Origin of the sequence: Thermosipho japonicus (assembly GCF_014201655.1) — a bacterium.
GTDB classification, from domain to species: domain Bacteria; phylum Thermotogota; class Thermotogae; order Thermotogales; family Fervidobacteriaceae; genus Thermosipho; species Thermosipho japonicus.
The window spans coordinates 1,848-5,049 of the sequence record NZ_JACHEX010000009.1 but is presented as its reverse complement, the minus strand read 5'-3'; the positions used below and the strand labels follow the sequence as shown (position 1 = coordinate 5,049).

Below are 3,202 nucleotides of genomic sequence, written 5' to 3'. Positions count from 1 at the left end.
AAACAAAAAACCTCTCCGCAGATGGAGAGGTTCAAGTAAGAAGTATTAACATAACAAACCCCGGGCACTACCTACTCTCGCAAGGGGCGAACCCCTTACTACCATCGGCCCAAGGCGGCTTAACGGCCGGGTTCGGGATGGGACCGGGTGGTTCCCGCCTTGGTATCGGCACCCGGGAAAACTGGGTCACTCAAAAATGCATAGGGTCTTTTGATAGAGGTGAAGGCCTCGGCCGATTAGTACCGGTTGGCTTCACGCATTGCTGCGCTTCTACCACCGGCCTATCAAGGTCCTCTTCTCGAACCGGCCTTACTCCCTTACCGGGATGGGAGGTCTCATCTTGGGGCGTGTTTCCCGCTTAGATGCTTTCAGCGGTTATCACTTAGGAGCGTAGCTACCCGGCGTATGCCCTTGGCAGGACAGCCGGTACACCAGAGGCTCCCTCACCCAGGTCCTCTCGTACAATGGGCGAGCCCCCTCAAACCTCCTACGCCCGCAGCAGATAGGGACCGACCTGTCTCACGACGGTCTGAACCCAGCTCACGTACCCCTTTAATAGGCGAACAGCCTAACCCTTGGGACCTGCTTCAGCCCCAGGATGGGATGAGCCGACATCGAGGTGCCGATCCTTGCCGTCGATGTGAACTCTCGGGCAAGACTAGCCTGTTATCCCCGGGGTAACTTTTGTCCGTTGATCGACGACCCTTCCACTCGGAGTCGCCGGGTCACTAGGACCGGGTTTCCCCTCTGCTCGACCCGTCGGTCTCGCAGTCAGCCCGGCTTATGCCCTTGCACTCTTCGGTGGATTTCCAACCCACCTGAGCCGAGCTTTGCGCGCCTCCGTTACTCTTTAGGAGGCGACCGCCCCAGTCAAACTACCCACCTGGCACTGTCCCTCGACTGCTCTTCACAGTCTAAGGTTAGAACTCCGGTACACCGAGGGTGGTATCCCACCGACGGCTCCCCCGACCCTGGCGAGCCGGGTTCTTCGCCTCCCACCTATCCTGTACACGATGCACCAAAGCCCAATACCAGGCTGCAGTAAAGCTCCACGGGGTCTTTCCGTCTAGCTGCGGGTACTGGGCATCTTCACCCAGATTGAAATTTCGCCGGGTCCCCTGCCGAGACAGTGCCCCAGTCGTTACGCCATTCATGCAGGTCGGAACTTACCCGACAAGGAATTTCGCTACCTTAGGACCGTTATAGTTACGGCCGCCGTTTACCGGGGCTTCGGTTCGGTGCTTTCACACCTCCCCTTAACCTTCCGGCACTGGGCAGGCGTCAGTCCCTATACTTCCTCTTACGAGTTCGCAGAGACCTGTGTTTTTGGTAAACAGTCGCCAGGGCCTTGTCACTGCAACCGCCTCGGCCTCCCCCAGTTTCCAGGTTGCCCTTTCCCCTGGGTTCAACCTACCGCGGCACCCCTTCTCCCGAAGTTACGGGGTCAATTTGCCGAGTTCCTTGGCAAGGGTTATCCCGCTCCCCTTAGCTTTCTCAGCCCGCCTACCTGTGTCGGTTTGCGGAACGGGCACCTGTATATCAGTATGCGAGGTTTTTCTCGGCAGTGTGGGATCAGCTCCGTTGGACCATTCGGTCCTCCCCTTCACGGCTCAGCTCAGCTGGCGGATTTGCCTACCAGCCTCTTCGCCTAACCGCTTGGAAGGCCTTGCCACTTGACCTCGGTGCCTACCCTCCTGCGTCACCCCCCATACTGTAGATATACAGGTGGTACCGGAATATTAACCGGTTTCCCATCGGCTACCCCTCTCGGGTTCACCTTAGGTCCCGACTAACCCTGGGCGGACGACCCTTCCCCAGGTACCCTTAGGCTTTCGGGGGGAGAGATTCTCACTCTCCTCTCGCTTACTCATGCCTGGATTCTCACTTCCGCTTCGTCCAGCAGCTCTCTCGAGTCTGCCTTCACCCTACCGCGGAACGCTCCCCTACCACCAGCCTTACGGCTGATCCGCGGCTTCGGGGGATGGCTTCAGCCCCGTTACATTTTCGGCGCTGTGCGTCTCGACCGGTGAGCTGTTACGCACTCTTTAAATGATGGCTGCTTCTAAGCCAACATCCCGGTTGTCTAAGACGCACAACATCCTTCCACACTTAGCCATCTCTCCGGGCCCTTAGCCGACGGTCTGGGTTGTTCCCCTCTCGTCTGTGGAGCTTATCCCCCACAGGCTCACTCCCGAGATTTGTGTACTGGGATTCGGAGTTTGACAGGGGTTGGAGGTCGCCCCCCTAGCCCTATCAGTGCTCTACCCCCAGTACAGACCTCTCGAGGCTGCACCTAAATGCATTTCGGGGAGAACCAGCTATCACCGGGTTCGGTTAGCTTTTCACTCCTACCCACAGCTCATCCGAGGATGTCTCACGATCCACCGGTTCGGGCCTCCAGTAGGTTTTACCCTACCTTCACCCTGGCCATGGGTAGCTCACCCGGCTTCGGGCCTGTCGTACCTGACTACTCGCCCTCTTCGGACTCGCTTTCGCTTCGGCTCCACCTCTACCGGCTTAACCTCGCCAGATACGACAACTCCCAGGCTCATTAATCAAAAGGCACGCCGTCACCCGCTTCCGCAGGCTCCGACTTCTTGTAGGCACGCAGTTTCAGGTCTCTTTCACTCCCCTTCCGGGGTGCTTTTCACCTTTCCCTCACGGTACTGGTTGCGCTATCGGTCGGCAGGGAGTATTTAGCCTTGGAGGGTGGTCCCCCCTGATTCCCACGGGATTCCTCGTGCCCCGTGGTACTCGGGATCAAGCCCCAGGGAGTCCTTACCCTTTCGCCTACGGGACTTTCACCCTCTCCGGTTGGCCTTCCCAGACCATTCGGCTAGAGTAAGGATTTCTCACTCCCCGGCTTACGCCCGGACTTGTCCCACTACCCCAACGTGTTATCACGTTGGTTTAGGCTCCTCCCCTTTCGATCGCCTCTACTCAGGGAATCTCGTTTGATTTCTTTTCCTCGGGGTACTGAGATGTTTCACTTCCCCCGGTTCGCCCCCTCGCGGGTGAGTAGCCTCAACGGCTACCCAGGTTGCCCCATTCGGGTATCCCGGGATCATCGCTCGCTTGCAGCTCCCCCGGGCTTTTCGCAGCTTGCCACGCCCTTCTTCGCCTCCTGCCGCCTAGGCATCCACTGCGTGCCCTTATCACCTTCACCTCTATCTCTTACCCTATGCATTTTTCAATGACCCTT

The 3,202-nt window shown here is 58.2% G+C and carries 2 rRNA genes; both read right to left on the bottom strand.

What is annotated here, in order from left to right:
- Positions 1 to 59: 59 nt before the first annotated feature.
- Positions 60 to 176, bottom strand: a 5S ribosomal RNA gene (gene rrf / locus HNP65_RS09675).
- Between the two features lie 40 nt (positions 177 to 216).
- A 23S ribosomal RNA gene (locus HNP65_RS09670) occupies positions 217 to 3,166 on the bottom strand.
- Positions 3,167 to 3,202: the final 36 nt, after the last annotated feature.